Here is a 17,526-nt window from a genome sequence, read left to right on the forward strand (position 1 = left end):
TGACCTCTCATCGTGTGACGGTATGGACGTCCTCGGCCGACCAGTGGGCACGGAGACCGGTGATCAGGCCGTGGTCGTCGAAGGTGATGACATCGATCGGTTCGATGGTGATCACCTGGTCCTCGGTCGTGGTGACCACCCGGAAATGGAAGGCGGCGGAGTTGCCGGCCATGCGCAGGGTCAGCAACTCCGCGGAGTTCTCGGCGGCGGTCACCCGCGAGTAGAACGACGTGAGTGCGTCACGTCCCTGCAGAACCTGCCCGCCGACCGGATCCTCGACCACGGCGTCCGCGGCGAAGAGGCCCGCGATGTCCTCACCGGTGCCGGCGCCGAGGAACGACAGATACCGGGATACCACGTCGGCCATGGCGGCAGGGTCCAACTGAGCTTTCTGTGTTCGCGTCACCGTGCTACGCCATCAGAGATCGGCGCGTCCCGGCCAGTCGGTTCCCGTTGATCGGGAGTCCGGCAACCGGTCTGGGTAAACGCCCGACCGGGTCGGCAGGTGTTTGTTAGGTTCTGTGCGATGAGGTCCTCGAAGCTGCTGTTGGGGCTGGTCGTGGCGGCATTGGCCGGGGTGCTGGTCGCCACCGCCGCGCCCGCGCGGGCAGACACATTGCCGGTCACCTACAACTTTCTCTCCGGAATCCCCGGGGAACTGACCAACCCGGGCGGTTCGCTGCCCGGGGCCAACGACTGGAACTGCAAGCCGTCCGCCCGTCATCCCAACCCGGTGATCCTCGTGCACGGGACCGGAGGATCGCAGCAGACCAATTGGGGAACCTACGTCCCGCTGCTGAAGAACGAGGGATATTGCGTCTTCACGACGACATACGGTGCGATCAAGGGTGCCCCGTGGCCGATCAGCGCGATCGGAGGAATGGGTCTCATGTCCGAGAGCGCGCGCGAGCTGGGCGATTTCGTCTCGAAGGTGCGTCGCACGACCGGCGCGTCGAAGGTCGACATCATCGGGCATTCGCAGGGGACCGTGGTCCCGGCCTACTACGTCAAGTACCTCGGCGGTGAGGACAGCGTCGACAAGTATGTCGCATTGGCCCCGGTGTGGCGTGGAACGACCGTCGCCGCCGCCGATGCCATCGGCCCGTTCGTCCGCGGGCTCGGCGTGCGACCCGAGCAAGTTCCGTTGTGCCAGGCGTGTTTCGACCTCGATCCCGGCGCTGCGTTCCTCCGCAAGGTCGCCGACGGCGGCTACTACGAGCCGGGCATCCAGTACACCAACATCGCCACCCGCTACGACGAACTCGTGGTCCCGTACTGGTATGGACTGCCGCCGGGCGGCAAGAATGTCCGCAACATCGTTGTGCAGGACGGATGCGCGGTCGACTACACCGAACATGCGGGTATGGCGGGGTCGCGACGCACGGCGTTCTTCGTGCTGAACGCGCTCGACCCGGAACACCCCCGCCGCGTGCCCTGTGAACGCGTCGCGCCGTTCACCGGTAGCCCGTTCTGAGCGTCGTGCACAGAGTTCTTCCTCCCGCGGCTCTTCATCTCGTGATCGCGGTGGCGGCCGGGCTGATCCTCGTCGGTGTCACCTCGCCTGCGCAGGCTGCGGTTCCGCCGCTCGGACCCGACTTCGAGTTCGGGGTCGCTCAATCCGGTTTCCAGTCGGAGGGGTACAACCGGGATTCGAACTGGCTGCGGTACGGCAAGCAGGGCAGGGTGGACCAGTCCGTCGGCAACGCCGTCGACTTCTACCATCGCTACGTCGAGGACATCGATCGCGCGGCGTCGCTGGGCGTGGGCATCTACCGCACGTCGGTGGAGTGGTCGAGAGTCGAACCCACACGTGGCCACGATGATCCGGCGGGGTGGGCGTTCTACGACCGCGTGATCCGCAAGGTCGTGGACGCCGGTATGTGGCCGATGATCACCCTGAATCACTGGGTGCATCCCGGGTGGGCGGTGGATCTCGGTGGCTGGAACCGTCCCGGCATGACCGGCGACATGGTGGCGTTCGCCGAGCGGGTCGTCGACCGGTATGCCTGGGCCGACCCGCTGTGGATCACGTTCAACGAGCCGACCGAGTACGTTCGACGCGAACTCCAGTACGGCGGGGTGGCACCTCAGAACCTGGGCCGGATGGCCGACGGGATCGTCGCGGCGCATCGCGCCATCTATCGGCACATCCATCGGGTGCAACCGGGCGCGCAGGTGTCGTCGAACTTCGCCTACTATCCGATCGCGGGTCTGCAACCGTGGCTGGAATCGATCTTCCCGCAACGGATGCGCGACACCCTGGACTTCGTCGGCGTCGACCACTACTACTCGTTCTCGACCACCGATGCGTCGGTGGCCTACGGTGCGCTCGGTGAGTTCTGGAAGAGTTCGCAGGCGCCAGAGAGCATCTACTACGTACTCCGGCACGTGGCTCGGCAGTTTCCGGGCAAGCCGATCCGGGTGATTGAGAACGGCTTGGCCACCGATCCTGATGGCCTGCGCCCCGATGGCTACCGTCGCTCAGATCATCTGCGCGACACGGTGTACTGGCTGCAGCGGGCCAAGCAGGACGGCATCGACGTGCAGTCGTACAACTACTGGAGCCTCACCGACAACTACGAGTGGGGCGATTTCGACTCCCGCTTCGGTCTCTACACCGTTGACGCGCAACGTGACCCGTCGCTGGCGCGGCGACCCACCGACGCTGTCGCCGCGTACCGAGACATCACGCGGGCCGGGGGAGTCCCGACCGGGTATCGCCCGACGCGGCTGCCGGTCCCGTGCTCGCTGGTGGATGTCCCGGACAGCTGTGCCGAGCCGGCGGTTGTGCGTTAAGTACTCCCGCAAACCCTCCGCTTTTCCGTATTCCCACCACCCCGATGGAGGGCGGGAATACGGAAAAAGGGTGAGTGTGTCTGTCGGTCAGGCGATTCCGACCGCACGTAGTCCGGCGGCGGTCGCCGCGGCGAGGATCACCACGACCGCGATCGGGGCGCGCAGGACGGCCGCGAGGATGCCGACGGCAACACCAGCCGGCCGTGCCCATCCGGCGAAGTCGTGGTCGACGAAGAAGGCGCCGGTCAGCGCCACCGCTACCAGCAACACCACGGTGGCCCGGTCCATCAGCTTCTCCGTGTTCGCCGACACGGTGAGACGGTTGCGGAGGAGTGGCCCGGCCAGTCGGATCAGGTAGGTGCCGACGGCGAGAACCGCGATGCCGATGCCGAGGGACAGTCCGGAGGTCATCGGGGCGCGTCGCTGCCGACGAGAGCGCGGGGCGGGGTAGGGGCCCGACGCGGTAGCAGGCTCCGGACGGCTTCGACAGCGGCGAATCCGGCCAAGGCACAGAGGATCGGCAGTCCGGCAGGCAGGAACGGTGTCGAGGCGATCGCAACGGCACCGCCGACGGCGACCGCGACCCAGGTGTTGCGTGTGCGCAGCGCCGGAACGGCAAGAGCGGCAAGCAGAGCGGGGAACGCGGCGTCGAGTCCGAGGGCCTCGGGGCTTGCGACGCTGCTGCCGAGATGAGCGCCCAGGCCGGCGCCGACCGGCCAGCAGACGAGAATGCCCAAGCCGCACAACAAGAATGCGGCCCGGGCGCGACGCGGCTCGGATTCCGCGGTGGTCATCGCCGCCGTCTCGTCGTTGATGAGATGCGCCCCGAGAACCATTTCCGGCAGTCCGCGCAGGTGCTTACCCACCGCGAGGCCGTATCCGAAGTTCCTTGTGTTGACCAGAAGTCCGGCGAGGGCTGCAACGACAGGGACGCCACCGGCGGCGAGTACGCCGACGAACACGAATTCCGACGACCCGGCGAGTACGACGGTCGCGATGAGCACGATCTGCCACAGTGCGAGCCCGGCGCTGTGCGCGGCAACGCCGTACGACGCGCCGATCACGAGCACCGACAGGCACATCACGACCACGGCGCGCAGAGTCGCCGAATCGAGTGTTCTCCATGCCGAACGCATGACTATCATAGTGAACACGAGACAAGTGTTCGTCAAGATGGACGATCGGACGGTTAGATGAACAATGCCGGGCAGGTGAATCCGAAAGAGCTGGTCGCCGCGTCGCTGAAGCGCGAACGCACCCGTGCGGGCCTTTCCCTCACGGAGCTGGCGCGACGTGCAGGAATCGGTAAGTCGACGCTGTCCCAGCTTGAATCCGGAGAAGGAAACCCCAGCGTAGAGACGTTGTGGGCACTCTCCACCGCCCTGGGCGTGCAGTTCTCGGCGCTGCTGGACTCGCCGGCGCCGACCGTCGAGGTGATCCGCTTCGGAGAGGGGCCGGTCATCCCGGCCGCCGATGCCGACTACTCGGCCACGCTTCTGTCGACTGCCGCGCCCGGTTCTCGACGCGACATGTACGTCATCCGGGCGGAACCGGGTAAGCCGCGGGTGTCCGCGCCGCATGCCCGCGGAGTCCTCGAACATGTCGTCATCAGTGCAGGTCGCGCCCGCCTCGGGCCCAGCGATGCCGCCGAGGTCCTCGGTCCCGGTGACTACATCTGTTACCCCGGCGATGTCGAGCATGTCTTCGACGCCCTGGAACCCGGCACAGTCGCGGTCATGTTGAGTGAGGCGTTCTGACCGGTCTGCGGGGGCGGGTGACCGCGACGTCGGTCACACCGGTTCGCTTCTTTCGTTACCGGCGCGTAGTGTCGATCGCAGTGTTGCACCCTGATTGGTTGCATCAACGCGTCGTAGAACGCTTCTCTCGCAGGTCGGGGCCCACTGAACGTGGTCGCCGAGGTCGGACACTCGAGATGTCCACCGCCTGCCATTGACTTCATACGGCGAACGAGCCGCGTACCCGCGTGTTCGCCATCGGCACCGACCTTCGGCAGTGATCTGCCGTCCTGCTCGCGTGCCACGCACAGGAAGAGCTCCGCTCACATAATGACTGCTGTCCTCGAGACCCCCTCGGCAACTGCAACCCAGATCGTCGAGACCATTCCCGCCGACACCACCGCCCCCCAGGTTTCCTTCGAATCCCTCGGCGTGCCAAGCAAACTGGTCGAGGTCCTGGCATCGCAGGGCAAGGCCGACGCCTTCCCGATCCAGGCCGACACCCTGCCCGACACCCTCGACGGCAAGGACGTCCTCGGCCGCGGCAAGACCGGCTCGGGCAAGACCCTCGCCTTCTCCATCCCGCTGGTCGCCGGACTGGCCGAGATGGAGGTCAAGCGTTACGTCGGTGCACCGACCGGCCTCATCCTGGCTCCGACCCGCGAACTGGCCACCCAGATCGCCGCCGTCGTCGAGCCGCTCGCCGCTGCGGTCGGCCTCACCGTCACCACCGTCTTCGGTGGCGTCAAGCAGGCCCGTCAGGAACAGGCATTCCGCCGCGGCGTCGACATCGTCGTCGCCTGCCCGGGACGCCTCGAAGACCTGATGCGCCAGGGCATCGTGAAGCTCGACGAGGTGGAGATCACCGTCATCGACGAGGCCGACCACATGGCCGACCTCGGCTTCCTCCCGGTCGTCACCAAGCTCCTCGCCGCCACCCCGGCGGAGGGCCAGCGGATGCTGTTCTCGGCAACCCTGGACAACGGCGTCGACAAGCTGGCCAAGCGCTTCCTCGACAATCCGGTCCTGCACTCGGTCGACTCCGCCGAGTCGCCGGTCGCCGCCATGACCCACCACGTCTTCGAGGTGTCGTCCGCGGGCAAGGCCGACCTCGTCGCCGAACTCGCGTCCGGCGCCGGTCGTCGAATCCTGTTCATGCGCACCAAGCATCAGGCCAAGAAGCTCGCCAAGAAGCTGAGCGAACAGGGCATCCCGGCAGTCGATCTGCACGGCAACCTCAGCCAGGCCCAGCGCGACCGCAACCTCGCCGCCTTCGGTGAGGGAGACGTCCGCGTGCTGGTGGCCACCGACGTCGCCGCCCGCGGTGTGCACGTCGACGGCATCGAGCTGGTCGTCCACGTGGATCCGCCCGCCGAGCACAAGGCATACCTGCACCGCTCGGGCCGCACCGCGCGTGCGGGCAGCTCCGGTGACGTCGTCACAGTGTGCCTGCCGGAGCAGCGTCGTGAGGTCTCGCAGCTGCTGCGCAAGGCCAAGATCAAGGTCACCCCGAAGCAGGTCGACGCCAAGGCCGGCGCCGTCGACGAGCTCGTCGGCGAGCGCGCACCCCGCGTCTCCGCTGCCGAGCGCGCGGCTGCCGAAGCCGCTCGTGGCGGCCAGCGCGGTGGTTCGCAGGGTGGTCGTTCCCAGGGTGGTCGCCGTGGTGGCGGACGCCCGGGACGCGCTCGCGGCGAAGGCCGTGGCAACGGTGCTGGTCGCGGTGAGAGCCGTGGCGGCGCACGCGGTCAGGGCGGCGAGTCGCGCATCGGTGGCACCGGATCGTCGCACCGCTCGGGTGGACAGCGTTCCACCGACGCTCGCTCGGCCGGCCAGTCCCGTTCGGCAGGACAGTCGCGCTCGGCAGGGCAGGGTCGCTCGGCGGGTCAGCCCCGCACCGGTGACCAGCATCGTGCCGGTGGACGTGCACAGGGCGGACGTCGTTCCTCCAGCCGTCCGGCCGGTTCGCCGACCAGCCGCTGAGTCAGGCGGGTAAGAACTTCTGAGCAAGCCGTGGCGCAAGCCACGGCTTGCTTCCCCATGCGAAGGCCCGGCCGGTCAGCGCGGCCCAGGTGGGTGAGATTCGGCCGTAGCCGGTCAGCAGTGCGGCAGTCGGGTCGACGCTGATGTGGACGTCGGGGCGTCGGGGCTGGTCGGGGTTGATGATCAGTTCACCGTCGGTGAACTCGTAGACATAGCGTTCCGAACATCCCCGCAGCCGGATGTCGTAGGTGGCCTGGTGTCCGACCGCCGCCGTCGTGTCCACCCAGCTGGGCAGTATCTGCTGTCGTCCGCGGATGATCATCAGCACCACCTCGGGCTCGACCCACCAGCGGGCACCCACCGCACGCGCGACGTCGTAGCCGTGCACCACGAACTCGCCGATGAGGATGCCCAGCGCGGCGTCGGCCCGGATGTGCCGGTCACCGTCGAATCGCATCTTCGGGACCTGCGCGTTGAAGTGCGAGACGGCGTCGACCAGCGTGTCGAGGTCTTCTCTCAGCTGGCGGGCGAGAGCCGAGACCTCACGGGTCGGCAGATTCGCGATCTGTTTCGCGTTGAAGTCCGGGACGTCGATCGCCTGACGACACCATTCCCCCTCACCGCGCGCGAGCGCCAGAAATCGCGTCGGTGCCAGGGCGACGTGCCCCAGACAGTCGACCAGCGTCCAGCCCGGTGTGTGCGGCACACGCGTCTCCGGCTCGTCGACCCCCTCGACGAGTTCCAGAAAGCGTTCCCCGGTGGTCAGCGCGGCGTCGGTGTAGTCAAACCTCGAGAACATCCCCGTCACGCGTGGTTCCTCCCCCACATGGGCCGCAAGACTACTCGTGCGTGATGCGACGTGCGACACATCCTTCGGAACGGGGTCGGTTCACGGCGACTATGCGGAACGCGCACAACGTCATCCGATATCGAGCCGCGGTGATCCAAGGTCTGGAGTCCGGGTTCAGGGTGCCTCGCCCAATCGGACGAACACGACACCGGCGACGATCAGCAGACCGCCGAGCAGTTGGATCGGTGCCGGGAGTTCGTCGAGGGCGAGCCAGGCGAACAGCACCGCGAACAACACCTCGGACAGGGCGACGAACGACATCACCCGGGCGCCGAGTATCCGGCCGGCCGCGATCCCGAAGGCGTACGCCATCGCGCCGACACGACACCCAGCATCAGCAGGGGAGCCCACCAGGGCAGCGAGAGGTCGCCGATGCGGACCGCGGAGGTCGACGCCGTCATCGGCAGCGCTCCGACGAGCCCGGCCGTGGCGAGCGTGATCGCACCGATCACGAGGCCGCCGGCCGCGAGTGCGAGAGGCGGCAGGCCGGTTCGTTCGTCGGCGGAGATCACGAAGTAGGCGGCGGCGCCCACCATGGCGGCCAGAGCCCACAGGACGCCCACCACGCTGATCGAGACCTCCCCGGTCAGGTCGAGGACCAGGGCGAGGCCGGCGAGCGCGAGAGCGGCGCCGAACACGGTGACGCGGGTGGGTCGCTGAGCGTGCCGCAACCACATCCACACCAGCACCGCGACCGGTGCGGTGTACTCGATCAGCAGCGCCACCCCGACCTGCAGGTAGGTCACGGCATAGAAGTAGGCCAGCTGGCACCCCGCGACGGCGAGCAGTCCGTAGGCGATCACGACCCACCCGGATCGGTGGCCGGGTTGCGGTGGCGGCGGCAAGAGTGGCTGCCGGTCACGGAAGGCCACCAACCCGGGAATCGCCAGCACGGCGGCGCCCACCGCGATGCGCACGGTCACGGTCGCTCCCGCCGACCACCCGGATTCGATCATCGCCCGCGCCAGGACCCCGGAGATGGCGAAGCACGCCGACGAGAACAGCGCCAATGCGATTCCGATGGACGGCCGGGAGCGGCCACGGGTCTGAACAGGGCTGCTCACGGGTTCTTCGCGGCCACGATCGCCGCACGCACCGCTTCCCGGCATTCCTCGCCCTGCGGTTCGCCGACGCCCAGGTAGTAGCTGCCCGGACGACCGCTCTCGCCGGCGAAGCCGGTCACCGCGAACCCGTCCGGGGATTCCGGCGTCCCGATCGAGGCGATCCCCAGCGGTACCGACAGTGCCGAGATCCCGCGCTTCGCCCCGGAGTTGACGATCAGCAGGTGCGTCGGATGCAGGACAACGAGCGTCTGGTTCTCCGAGTCGGGGTCGACGGGGTTCGCGCGCCGGCCGAGCAGTCTGCCGATCGTGGACGAGGCAGGTGGGTTGATGCTCCGGGTGCTCCAGGCGGGCAGATCGTCGGTGATGGTCAGTTGGCGCGACTCGGCATGATCACGCAACGCCGCCGCGAGGTCGGCCGGAAGAGCGGACAAATCGGCGCGCACGGTGGTGCGCTGGTACGCGTGCCCCATGGTCGATCAATCTATCCGAGAGCGCACCGGTTTCGAGATCGGCGAGCAACGACGCCACGGTTTCCGCGGAGTCGGTCTTGTTGGTCCCGATGAAGCCGGACGGTCCGCGCTTGATCCAGCCGGTCACGTACACGCCGGGCACCGGCTGCTCGCCGTCCATCACCCGGCCGGCGCGGTGCGGGATGACACCTGTGGCGTCGTCGAAGGGCAAACCCGGCACGGCGACGCCGCGGTAACCGACCGAGGTCAGCACGAGGCCGGCGTCGAGGGTGGTGATCTCACCGGTGGGTTCGATTCCGGTGACGACACCCGCATCGTCGACCGTCAGCCGGTTTCGGCCCACGACGACGCCGGTCGCGCGTCCGTCCTCGCCGGACACTTCGAGCGGAGAACAGAAGAACGCCAACCGGATACGACGACCCTCGGGTTCGCCGGCGGCGGCGCATTCGGCGCATTCGGCGAGGATGTCGAGCTTGGCGCGAATGGTGGCGTCGAGTTCGCCGTCCACCTGGGCGGATCGGAGATCGGCGGGATCGACGGTCACCGCCACGCCCGAATCCACCAGGCCGATCAGTTCGGGCAGTGTGAACGCGGCATGGGCGGGTCCGCGTCGTCCCAGCACGACCACCTCGCGCACCGACGACTCCTTCAGGGCGGCCAGCGCGGCCGGCGAGATGGACGTGTCGACGAGTGCAGCCGGGTCGGCGACGAGGATGCGTGCGACGTCGAGAGCGACGTTGCCGTTGCCGACGACCACCACGCGGTCGGTGGACAGGTCGACGTCGAGGTCGGTGAAATCCGGATGGCCGTTGTACCAGCCGACGAAAGACGTGGCGCTGGTGACTCCTGCCTGGCCGATCCCCGGCAGGTCCAGTGTCTTGTCGGTGGGGGCGCCGCCGGCCCAGATGACGCCCTGGTGGCGGGACCGCAGGTCGTCGAGCGTGATGTCGCGACCCACCTCGGTGTCGAGGAGGATCTCCAGGTTCGGGTTGCGTGCGATGTCGTCGAACAGGCGCATCACCTTGCGGGTGTGCAGATGGTCCGGGGCGACGCCGAAGCGCGCGAGGCCGAAGGGCCGGTCGAGACGCTCGTACATCGTCACCGAGACCTGGGGATGCCGCAGCAGTTCGTCCGCGGCGTACATCGCCGACGGGCCCGATCCGACGATGCCGATCGACACCTTCTCCTCGACTGCCAGCTGACGCGGCCGGTCGATCGGGGCGAGCGGGAGCCGGCGTGCGGGATCGACGGGGAAACGTGCTGCACCGTCGACGGTTTCGCGGTACTGCGAGGCGTTGACCTCGGCGAATCGCTCCTGCCCCGCGGGCAGGCGGTGACCGGGAACGATGGCGCCGACGGGGCAGGCGCTGACGCACGCACCACAGTCGACGCAGGTCGCCGGGTCGATGTAGAGCATCTCGCGATGCCGAAATCCGGCTCTTCCGGGGTGGGGTGGATGCAGTTGACGGGGCATGCGTAGACGCACGACGCGTCGCCGCAGCACGCCTGAGTGACGACGTGAGGCATGAGGTCGGTTCGCTACCTGTGTGTGAGGGGCGGATCTCCGCCGGCGGGTCAGGCGGCCGTGTAGGTCGGCTCGCTACGGAAACGCGAAGGGCGGCCGCTGATCCCGAGCACGCGCCACAGCAGGCGCGACACCGGGTTCATCAGCCCGCTCTGGTCGGCGAGCATACGGACGTCGCCGAAGACGTTGCGCAGGAAGCGCTTCGACTCCTCGGATCGCCAGAAGATGTCCTTCATGACCTCGCGCGGGACGTCGAATTCCTTGGCGAAGGAACGCGGCGGAACCACGATCGCGCTGCACAGGGTGCGCATGGTCAGCGGCAGCATGAGCGACAGCAGGAAACGCTGGAAGCGGTTGCGCTGTGGGACCTGTTCGCGGATGAAGTGGTGGGCGAACGAGATGTGCCGTGCTTCCTCGGCGACGTGCAGCTGCATCACCGCGGCCATCGTCGGGTGCAGGCGGGCGCGGGTCCGCAGGAAGTCCTTCTGGATGTGGTCGATCGGCTCTTCGCCGCCGAGTACGCCGAAGAAGAACACGATCGGGAAGACCGTCGAGACCAGTGGGACGAACGGCGAGATCAGTCGGTACCCGACCTTCGCGCCGGGAACGTCCATGCCCACGCGGTTCACGAACTCCTGGAACATCAGGGTGTGGTTGCACTCCTCCTTGGATTCGTGCGTGGTGTACCGGAATTCGCGTGCGCCGTTGGGGAGCTTGAAGCTGTACTGCATCAGGCCGCGGATGAGCACGGACTCGAACTGCAGGCCGACCTTGGCGACGTTGGCCTGACGCCACATGCCGATCTCGATCTGCTTGCTCTCCGGGAGTTGCTGGTACCAGGGATGTCGCCCGATCGGGTCGACCTCGTAGGAGAGTATCCAGCGCGGATCGTTCTCCGTGATCGCCATGTGCGGCGCGTCCCAGTCGATGTCCACGTAGGGATCGAAATTCCGGTGGACCGAGGCCGAGGACAGGTCGTCGAGCACCTGTCCGTAGTCCTGCTCGCTGCCCGTTTTGTCGTGTTCGGGAACGTAGCGTGCCGGGCCGTCGCCGGCGGTGTGAACGGAGTTCGGATTCGTCAATGCTTTGGTCATCGTCGCGTCCTTCGAGGTGGGCCGGGCCGCGTGAGGGCGGCCACAGCGGATGATCCGAACGTATTTCGACGCTCCGCTATTTGTCAACACTCAATGTCACGTTCCGTGGTCGGGGCGGGTTCGCGGGGCGCGCCGGACCATGTCCGGTTCACCCGCTGACCAGCCGAGACGGCCGTAATTCGATCGGTTGGTTTCACACCGTTCCGGACCGCTTCGCGCGCTAGAGTTACCGCACGATCCCGTGCCACCCGACCTCATCGGAGGAACCAGCGATGTCCCGTCGTGTCCCGTACGCGCCGAGCAAACCGGGTCCCGGTGCGCGCGCATCCGTCCGGGGACGCCGGTGAGCCGACCCCCGCAGGGACCGACGCGATTCCCCGCCCCGGGTCAGTTCCCGCCGGGCCCCCGCGTACCCGATCCGCCCCGGATGCCGGGAACGGTCCCGCCCCGGCGCGCCGCGCGGCCCGTCCCCGGCGGCCTCGGTGATCTCACCCCGGAACTCGTCGACACCGACGTCTGGACCGAGGCGATGGTGGAGGCGGCGGGCATCCCGATCGTCGACGTCCCGTTCGTCACCGTCGGCTCGGGGATCGGTTCCTTCGTGACCGTCGACTATCTGCGGATCTGTGGTGTCCCGCTCGAGCAGATCGCGGTCCTCGGTCCGCAGGACGTGCCGTGGCACAGCTACGAGTACCTGACCCGGGTGTCGCAGATCCCGCGCGGCGAACGGCTCCGGTCGGACTCGGCGTCGACACCGGACAACATCTGGGGGTTTCCGTCCTATGCGGTCCGTGAGGCGTGGGCCGACAGGAAGTTCAAACCGCTCTGGAACGTCCTGGTGGAACCCATCTTCGCGAACTACTACACCCCGAAGGCGGGGCAGGCGTTCGAGTCGATGGAGAAGGAGTGCCACCGCATCGGCTACCTGAACTGCCTGCGCCGCGGGCAGGTGCGCATGATCCGACGCCGCGCGGGCGGCGGTTACTTCACGATCCTCACACCGCCACAGGGGAGTTCGCCGACCAAACGGGTGGCGTTCCGCAGTCGCTGGGTGCACGTGGCCATCGGGTATCCGGGGATCAAACTGCTGCCGGACCTGCAGGCTTTCCGCGAGACCTATCGCGATGCCAGCAAGGTCGTCAACGCCTACGAATCCCACGAACACGTCTACCAGTCGCTGCAGCGCAAGCCGGGCACCGTCCTGATCCGCGGCGCCGGGATCGTCGCATCCCGTGTGCTGCAACGCCTCATCGACGACCGCGACGCGCTCGGCCTGCAGACGCAGATCGTGCACCTGTTCCGCACGTACTACGACAAACCGCACGGCCCGCACATCTTCATGCGGCGCAAGGGCAAAGACGGCTGGGCCTACCAGGGATTCAACTACCCGAAATCGGTGTGGGGCGGTCAGCTCAAAGCGCGCATCCGCAAACTCGAGGGCCACGACCGTGCCGAGGCGTACAAACAGATGGGCGGTACCAACACCCCGGTCCGCGACGACTGGCAGGAACAGCTCGCGCGCGGCCGCCGCGAAGGGTGGTACCGCGCCGCGGTCGGCAAGGCCGAGCGCCTGGTACCCGGGCCGGGCGGCCAGGGGGTGGTGACGACGGTTCGCGTCGACCCGCACGCCCCCATCAGGCAGGAGCACCGGCCGGACGGCACCTTCGAGCTGTACGCCGACTACGTCATCGACTGCACCGGACTCGAGGCCGACGTGCGCGAACACCGCTTGCTGCGCGACCTTCTCGACCACACCGGGGCGGGGATCAACCCGGTCGGCCGGATGGACGTCGAACGCGACTTCGAGCTGAAGGGCACCCGCAACGGCGACGGGAAGCTGTACGCATCGGGCAGCGCGACGCTCGGCGGGTACTTCCCGGGTGTCGACACCTTCCTCGGTCTGCAGATCGCCGCTCTCGAGATCGTCGACGACCTCGCGCGGCAGGGTTTCTGCAAACGACTCACACCGTGGCGCTCGACCGCCCAGTGGTGGCGGTGGATGAACAACAAGGGAGTCGACTGATGCTGCCCACCCTGTGGGGGCGGATCCAGACCCGCGTGCTGGTGCTCGGCATCCTCGGTGGGGCGTGGACCATCGTCCTGGTGCCGTTCCTGTGGCTGATCTCGTCGGGTGACCCCACCGTCGTCGAGGTCTACCGCGTCGCGTTCACGGTGTTGTTCACCGTCATCGTGCTCGGCGTCGCCTGGGAGTTCGTCTACCACTTCCTGCAGCAGTTCCGCTGGGAGAAGGACTGGCCCACCCTGTTCGGTCTGCTCACCGCGATCAACGAGGGCGTCGTGGTGTGGCTCGTCGTGGACGGGACGGGTCTGCTGCCGGAGGAACTGCGGCCGTCGCCGTTCGTGTTCACGGTCCAGTTCCTCACCACCTGGCTGCTGGTGTGGGTCGCGGTCAACGGCCCGTTGCGAGCGGTCTTCCCGCACTGGCGATTCCGAGGAGGCCGGTTCCTGTGACCATTCCGGGTGACATCCCGAGCGTGACCCCGACGGTGACGCTGATCCCCGGCGCCGGGATCGTGATCCGCAAGCCGGCGTTCCTCTGCCTGATCTCCGACACGGTGCCCGCCGCGTTCATCACGGACCTGCTCGACATCGAATCCGCAGTGTCCGTACCGGATTCGGCACCCCGGCGCGGCCGCCATCTCGTCCGCGCACTGGCGCAGCTCGTGCTCACGGCCGATGAGCAGATCGACATCGCCTTCGCCGCGCCGGACAACGTGGGGATCGCGATCTTCATGTCGGGGAGGGTCTACGGCGAGACCGACGGCAAACGGATCGAACCGCCACCCGGCGACGCCTACGACAAGGCGATCCCGTGGCCCTTCGAGGGGCTCGGCCTGTACCTCGAGGGCTCCGTCCCGGCCGAGGTCGGGGAGGAACGGTTCGACCTCGTCGACGGTGTCGTGCCCGCCTCCGGGACGTTGCTGCACACGCCGCTCGGATTGCGCGGCACCGAATTCCACCCGCTGCCCGCGGCTACGCAGACCGCGGCGCCGGAACCCGGGCCCGAGCCCGAGCCCGAGCCGGAGCCCGAGCCGGCATCTGACCCGTTCGCCGACTTCCCGTCTCGGTCCGCGCCGCCCACCCCGCCTGCGCCGGCCCCGTCTGAACCGGCTGTTCCCAAACCCGACCCGATGGGTACGACCGAGCGGATGCGGCCGGACGTCGCCGAACCCCTGCCGTTCACGTCGACCCCCCTCGGTGGGACGCCGGTAGAACAGCCGGAGCCGGGTGAGCCGCTCCCGACGGACCCGATGCCGGTCGCACCCGCTGCTCGACCGAACCCGCTCGCCGAACCCCTCGAACCGCGCGCCCCGCTGCCGAAGGAAGAACATCAGCGTCCCGCGACCGAGGTCGTGAAGATCGAGGCGTCGCGGGCGAAGGTGCACGGCATCCGATGCTCGCGCGGACATCTCAACCACCCGCAATCCTGGTTGTGCGGTGTCTGCGGCATCCGGATGGATCAGCTGACGACATTCCTGGTCGAGGGGGAGCGCCCGCCGCTGGGTTGGCTGTTGCTCGACAACGGTTTCACCTTCCTGCTCGACGAGGACCTGGTCATCGGTCGTGAACCCGGATCCTCCGGCGGAGGACGGGCAGGTTCCCCGAAACCGATTCGCGTGCAGGACGAGACGGGACAGCTGTCGCGTCGCCACGTCGAGATCCGCTTGGTCGAGTGGACCGTTCAGCTCGTCGACCTCGGCTCGGCGAACGGCACGTTCGTCGCCGACCCGAGCAGCGGTAACCGGGAGGTGCGCCTGCTCCCGCACCGTCCGCATGTCCTGGTCCCGGGGTCGCACGTACGAATCGGAGGACGCCACTTCATCTTCGAGTCGCATCATGCGCGCATCTGAGACAGCCGGGATCTGAGATGGACAAGCACACGGTCGCGTTCCTCCTCCTGGATGTCGCGGTCATCATCGCGGTCGCCCGCATCGGCGGGATGATCGCGCGCGCGGTGCGGCAGCCGGCCGTCGTCGGCGAGATCGCGGCCGGGATCGCCCTTGGGCCGAGTCTTCTGGGGCTCCTCCCGGGAAACCCCGACCAGTGGCTGTTCCCCGAAGAGGTGCGGCCACTCCTCGGCGGACTCGCCCAGATCGGGCTCGTGCTCTTCATGTTCATCGTCGGACTCGAACTCGACATGCGACTGACCCGCGGGCGTGAGCGTGCGGCGGCGAGCATCTCGGCGTGCTCGATCGTGCTGCCGTTCGGACTCGGTGCCGCACTGGGACTTCTGCTGTACCCGTCGCATGACACCGTCGGGGGAGTCGAGATCGAACGGCTCGGCATGGTCCTGTTCATGGGCGTCGCGATGTCGATCACCGCGTTCCCCGTGCTGGCCCGCATCCTCGCCGACCGCGGGATGATGCGGACCGTCCCCGGGGTGTTCAGCCTGGCCGCCGCCGCGGTCGACGACATCCTCGCCTGGACCCTGCTCGCGTTCATCATCGCGATCATCGAGGGCGGCAGTCCGCTGGAAGTGGCCAAGATCGTCGGGATGACCCTGGTGTACGCCGCGATCATGTTCGGGATCGTGCGCCCGCTGCTGGCCAAGCTGGTCGAGTGGCGCGACTCGGCAGGACGCCTGACCCCGGACATCCTGGCGGTCATCCTCATCGGCGTGTTCCTGTCCTCGGCGGCGACCGACGTCATCGGCATCCACCAGATCTTCGGTGCCTTCATGTTCGGCGCGGTGATGCCGAAGGTCGGTGCCGAGCAGCTGCATCGCGAGATCCTGGAACGGCTCGAACAGGTCAGCGTGCTGCTGTTGCTGCCGATGTTCTTCGTCGTCACCGGCCTGAGCGTCGATCTCGCCGGGATCGGACTGTCGGGGCTGTGGCAGCTGGGCCTGGTGCTCGTCGTCGCGATCGCCGGCAAGTTCCTCGGCGCCTATGCGGGCGCCCGGGTCTCGGCGATCCCCACACGGCAGAGCGCGGCCATCGCCGTTCTCATGAACACCCGCGGACTCACCGAGCTGGTGATCCTGTCGGCCGGACGCGATCTCGGTGTCCTCAGTGACGACCTCTTCGCGATGCTCGTGGTGATGGCGCTGGTGACGACGGTGCTGACCGAACCACTGCTGCGGCTCGTCTACCCGGACACGGTGGTGGCCAACGACATCGCCGCGGCCGAACGTCGGGCGCTGGCCGCGGCGACCGCCCCGCGGGTGCTGGTGGTGTTGCGCGACCCCGATGGCACGGTCGAGGACCTGCGCGCTCGACACCGTCGATTGTTCGACTGCACAACGGGTTACGACGTCGTGCTGGCCGGCCTGCTCACCACGACGGACAACCCGGCCAAACGCCTCGAGGTCGGCGTGCCGGTGGTGCCCGACTTCGCGGCCATGGCCTCGGCCGTGGAGAAGCTGAACCTGCTCGGTGCCTCGCTGAGCGGAGCCGGATCGGTGTCGGTCCTGTGCCGCTTCGGCTCCGACCCGGCCAGCGACCTCGACGCGATGACCCGCAACGCCAACGCCGACGTGATCGTCATCGACGCCGCCGACCGCGAACTCGGCGAGATGTTGCGCGCTGCGCCGGTGGCGATCGTCGACGAGAACGCCGCGGCCGGTGCGGCACCCAGCCGCAGCGTCATCACCTGCGTGGTCGCCGACAGCCGCAGCGGTCGGACCGCCGCCGTGGTGGGAGCCGGTCTGGCGTTGTTCGGGTCGAGGTCCCTCACGATCGTGTCCACCGGTTCACGGCGGCGCTGGCTCGCCGACCTGCGGCCCGTGATCGATCGCGGTGTCCGGGTCTCCCTGGTCGAGCCGAAGCGTCACCGCGGCGAGGACGCCGCCTTCACCGTTGCCGCCGCCGACGACCCCACCCACGGGCGTGGTCCGGACACGCCCGTGATCGTCGTCGACCACACCGAGACCAGCGAAGAAGCACTGGGGGACCGGATGACCACGCTGTACGCCGAGGCGACGGCATCGACCGATCCCACGCCGAACGCCGGTACCACTCACACCACGTCATCACCAGAGAGGCACTGAC

General features: G+C 68.0%; 14 protein-coding genes and 2 pseudogenes. 8 read left to right on the plus strand and 8 right to left on the minus strand.

What is annotated here, in order from left to right:
* Nucleotides 1-7 precede the first annotated feature (7 nt).
* Nucleotides 8-367 (minus strand): nuclear transport factor 2 family protein, encoded by a 360-nt coding sequence (locus BJF87_RS06045; protein WP_051406016.1) that lies wholly within the window; start codon nucleotides 365-367, stop codon nucleotides 8-10.
* A gap of 159 nt (nucleotides 368-526) precedes the next feature.
* On the opposite strand from BJF87_RS06045, the gene BJF87_RS06050 reads away from it, so the two are divergent.
* Nucleotides 527-1,474 carry a triacylglycerol lipase gene (locus BJF87_RS06050; RefSeq protein WP_035750305.1) on the plus strand — a complete coding sequence of 316 codons (948 nt, stop codon included), beginning with the start codon at nucleotides 527-529 and terminating at the stop codon, nucleotides 1,472-1,474.
* 50 nt (nucleotides 1,475-1,524) lie between these two features.
* Entirely contained in the window at nucleotides 1,525-2,796 is a 1,272-nt protein-coding gene (locus BJF87_RS06055) for a family 1 glycosylhydrolase (RefSeq protein ID WP_139319432.1), read from the plus strand.
* 87 nt (nucleotides 2,797-2,883) lie between these two features.
* Here the strand turns inward: BJF87_RS06055 and BJF87_RS06060 are convergent, their stop codons facing one another.
* Both BJF87_RS06060 and BJF87_RS06065 read right to left on the minus strand, forming a co-directional pair.
* Nucleotides 2,884-3,207: an AzlD domain-containing protein gene (locus tag BJF87_RS06060; RefSeq protein ID WP_042378623.1), complete on the minus strand. Its 324-nt coding sequence runs from the start codon at nucleotides 3,205-3,207 to the stop codon at nucleotides 2,884-2,886.
* Nucleotides 3,204-3,932: an AzlC family ABC transporter permease gene (locus BJF87_RS06065; protein ID WP_042378620.1), complete on the minus strand. Its 729-nt coding sequence runs from the start codon at nucleotides 3,930-3,932 to the stop codon at nucleotides 3,204-3,206. Before BJF87_RS06065 ends, BJF87_RS06060 begins: the two co-directional genes overlap by 4 nt.
* Nucleotides 3,933-3,989: 57 nt before the next feature.
* Here BJF87_RS06065 and BJF87_RS06070 point away from each other — a divergent pair, with 57 nt between their 5' ends.
* Complete coding sequence (locus BJF87_RS06070) at nucleotides 3,990-4,553, plus strand: helix-turn-helix domain-containing protein (protein WP_006357830.1); 564 nt, start codon at nucleotides 3,990-3,992, stop codon at nucleotides 4,551-4,553.
* Between the two features lie 309 nt (nucleotides 4,554-4,862).
* Nucleotides 4,863-6,512 (plus strand): DEAD/DEAH box helicase, encoded by a 1,650-nt coding sequence (locus tag BJF87_RS06075; RefSeq protein ID WP_075862824.1) that lies wholly within the window; start codon nucleotides 4,863-4,865, stop codon nucleotides 6,510-6,512.
* Between the two features lies 1 nt (nucleotide 6,513).
* On the opposite strand, the gene BJF87_RS06080 is transcribed toward BJF87_RS06075, so the two are convergent.
* From BJF87_RS06080 to BJF87_RS06100, 5 genes and pseudogenes are all read right to left on the minus strand, one after another.
* Nucleotides 6,514-7,320, minus strand: a complete 807-nt coding sequence (locus BJF87_RS06080) for a maleylpyruvate isomerase family mycothiol-dependent enzyme (protein ID WP_035750860.1) — start codon at nucleotides 7,318-7,320, stop codon at nucleotides 6,514-6,516.
* A gap of 156 nt (nucleotides 7,321-7,476) precedes the next feature.
* Nucleotides 7,477-8,426 (minus strand): annotated as a pseudogene (locus BJF87_RS06085) (EamA family transporter).
* On the minus strand, nucleotides 8,423-8,896 hold the full coding sequence (locus BJF87_RS06090; protein WP_006357834.1) for a hypothetical protein: 474 nt from the start codon (nucleotides 8,894-8,896) through the stop codon (nucleotides 8,423-8,425). Before BJF87_RS06090 ends, BJF87_RS06085 begins: the two are co-directional and overlap by 4 nt.
* Nucleotides 8,817-10,423 (minus strand): annotated as a pseudogene (locus BJF87_RS06095) (4Fe-4S binding protein). Before BJF87_RS06095 ends, BJF87_RS06090 begins: the two are co-directional and overlap by 80 nt.
* Nucleotides 10,424-10,471: 48 nt before the next feature.
* Complete coding sequence (locus BJF87_RS06100) at nucleotides 10,472-11,515, minus strand: diiron oxygenase (protein ID WP_006357836.1); 1,044 nt, start codon at nucleotides 11,513-11,515, stop codon at nucleotides 10,472-10,474.
* Nucleotides 11,516-11,942: 427 nt separating this feature from the next.
* On the opposite strand from BJF87_RS06100, the gene BJF87_RS06105 reads away from it, so the two are divergent.
* The 4 genes from BJF87_RS06105 to BJF87_RS06120 are packed head-to-tail and all read left to right on the plus strand — an operon-like array spanning nucleotide 11,943 to nucleotide 17,525.
* A complete protein-coding gene (locus BJF87_RS06105) occupies nucleotides 11,943-13,538 on the plus strand; it encodes a hypothetical protein (protein ID WP_006357837.1) in 1,596 nt (531 codons plus the stop codon).
* A complete protein-coding gene (locus tag BJF87_RS06110) occupies nucleotides 13,538-13,987 on the plus strand; it encodes a hypothetical protein (protein ID WP_006357838.1) in 450 nt (149 codons plus the stop codon). Before BJF87_RS06105 ends, BJF87_RS06110 begins: the two co-directional genes overlap by 1 nt.
* Nucleotides 13,984-15,387 carry an FHA domain-containing protein gene (locus BJF87_RS06115; RefSeq protein ID WP_075862825.1) on the plus strand — a complete coding sequence of 468 codons (1,404 nt, stop codon included), beginning with the start codon at nucleotides 13,984-13,986 and terminating at the stop codon, nucleotides 15,385-15,387. The genes BJF87_RS06110 and BJF87_RS06115 overlap by 4 nt, the downstream gene beginning before the upstream one ends.
* 17 nt (nucleotides 15,388-15,404) lie before the next feature.
* Complete coding sequence (locus tag BJF87_RS06120; protein WP_006357840.1) at nucleotides 15,405-17,525, plus strand: cation:proton antiporter; 2,121 nt, start codon at nucleotides 15,405-15,407, stop codon at nucleotides 17,523-17,525.
* Nucleotide 17,526 lies beyond the last annotated feature (1 nt).

The organism is Gordonia sp. CNJ-863 (genome assembly GCF_001942325.1).
Classification (GTDB): Bacteria; Actinomycetota; Actinomycetes; order Mycobacteriales; family Mycobacteriaceae; genus Gordonia; species Gordonia alkanivorans.

Excerpts from the sequence above, each read along its gene's own strand:
- BJF87_RS06045 (WP_051406016.1), bottom strand. The coding sequence starts at position 367 with ATGGCCGACGTGGTATCCCGGTATCTGTCGTTCCTCGGCGCCGGCACC.
- BJF87_RS06050 (WP_035750305.1), top strand. The coding sequence starts at position 527 with ATGAGGTCCTCGAAGCTGCTGTTGGGGCTGGTCGTGGCGGCATTGGCC.
- BJF87_RS06060 (WP_042378623.1), bottom strand. The coding sequence starts at position 3,207 with ATGACCTCCGGACTGTCCCTCGGCATCGGCATCGCGGTTCTCGCCGTC.
- BJF87_RS06065 (WP_042378620.1), bottom strand. The coding sequence starts at position 3,932 with ATGCGTTCGGCATGGAGAACACTCGATTCGGCGACTCTGCGCGCCGTG.
- BJF87_RS06070 (WP_006357830.1), top strand. The coding sequence starts at position 3,990 with ATGAACAATGCCGGGCAGGTGAATCCGAAAGAGCTGGTCGCCGCGTCG.
- BJF87_RS06075 (WP_075862824.1), top strand. The coding sequence starts at position 4,863 with ATGACTGCTGTCCTCGAGACCCCCTCGGCAACTGCAACCCAGATCGTC.
- BJF87_RS06090 (WP_006357834.1), bottom strand. The coding sequence starts at position 8,896 with ATGGGGCACGCGTACCAGCGCACCACCGTGCGCGCCGATTTGTCCGCT.
- BJF87_RS06100 (WP_006357836.1), bottom strand. The coding sequence starts at position 11,515 with ATGACCAAAGCATTGACGAATCCGAACTCCGTTCACACCGCCGGCGAC.
- BJF87_RS06105 (WP_006357837.1), top strand. The coding sequence starts at position 11,943 with ATGCCGGGAACGGTCCCGCCCCGGCGCGCCGCGCGGCCCGTCCCCGGC.
- BJF87_RS06110 (WP_006357838.1), top strand. The coding sequence starts at position 13,538 with ATGCTGCCCACCCTGTGGGGGCGGATCCAGACCCGCGTGCTGGTGCTC.
- BJF87_RS06120 (WP_006357840.1), top strand. The coding sequence starts at position 15,405 with ATGGACAAGCACACGGTCGCGTTCCTCCTCCTGGATGTCGCGGTCATC.